We start from the raw sequence: 1,147 nt of genomic DNA, 5'->3' as shown, positions 1-1,147 counted from the left end.
TGCGGCTGGATCACCTCCTTTCTAAGGAGCACAGTACCGATTGCAGGCAAACGTTCTGCACGGTCAGCTCATGGGTGGAACGTTGATTAGTTGGCGTGATTCTTCAGAGTCTCCTGTAAGTACTGCTTCGGCGTGGAACACGGGACGAACCGAGAAGGTCACGCTTGGCACGTTGTTGGGTGTCTGAGGGTACGGCCGATTGGCTGGACCTTCGCGATGCCGGCCCCAGTGAACTCACCGCTTGCGGTGGGGTGATGGGTGGCTGGTCGTTGCTTGAGAACTACACAGTGGACGCGAGCATCTGTGGCCAAGTTTTTAAGGGCGCACGGTGGATGCCTTGGCACCAGGAACCGATGAAGGACGTGGGAGGCCGCGATAGTCCCCGGGGAGTCGTCAACCAGGCTTTGATCCGGGGGTTTCCGAATGGGGAAACCCGGCAGTCGTCATGGGCTGTCACCCACTGCTGAACACATAGGCAGTGTGGAGGGAACGAGGGGAAGTGAAACATCTCAGTACCCTCAGGAAGAGAAAACAACCGTGATTCCGGGAGTAGTGGCGAGCGAAACCGGATGAGGCCAAACCGTATGCGTGTGATACCCGGCAGGGGTTGCGCATGCGGGGTTGTGGGATCTCTCTTCTGTTGTCTGCCGGCAACAGGACGAGTCAGAAACCGTTGATGTAGTCGAAGGACATGCGAAAGGTCCGGCGTAGAGGGTAAGACCCCCGTAGACGAAACATCAGCGGCTCGTTTGAGAGACACCCAAGTAGCACGGGGCCCGAGAAATCCCGTGTGAATCTGGCGGGACCACCCGCTAAGCCTAAATATTCCCTGGTGACCGATAGCGGATAGTACCGTGAGGGAATGGTGAAAAGTACCGCGGGAGCGGAGTGAAATAGTACCTGAAACCGTGTGCCTACAAGCCGTGGGAGCGTCGGACACAAGCTTGCTTGTGTCTCGTGACTGCGTGCCTTTTGAAGAATGAGCCTGCGAGTTTGCGGTGTGTTGCGAGGTTAACCCGTGTGGGGAAGCCGTAGCGAAAGCGAGTCCGAATAGGGCGTTTCAGTAGCACGCTCAAGACCCGAAGCGGAGTGATCTAGCCATGGGCAGGTTGAAGCGGAGGTAAGACTTCGTGGAGGACCGAACCCA

General features: G+C 57.3%; 1 rRNA gene. It reads left to right on the top strand.

Annotation, left to right across the window (positions count from 1 at the left end):
* Window positions 1–305 precede the first annotated feature (305 nt).
* Window positions 306–1,147, top strand: a 23S ribosomal RNA gene (locus ACFZCF_RS31955); the annotation flags it as partial.

This window comes from Streptomyces sp. NPDC007945, assembly GCF_042958885.1.
Classification (GTDB): domain Bacteria; phylum Actinomycetota; class Actinomycetes; order Streptomycetales; family Streptomycetaceae; genus Streptomyces.
Note: the sequence above shows the minus strand (reverse complement) of the source record. Positions and strands in the feature narration are given on the sequence as shown.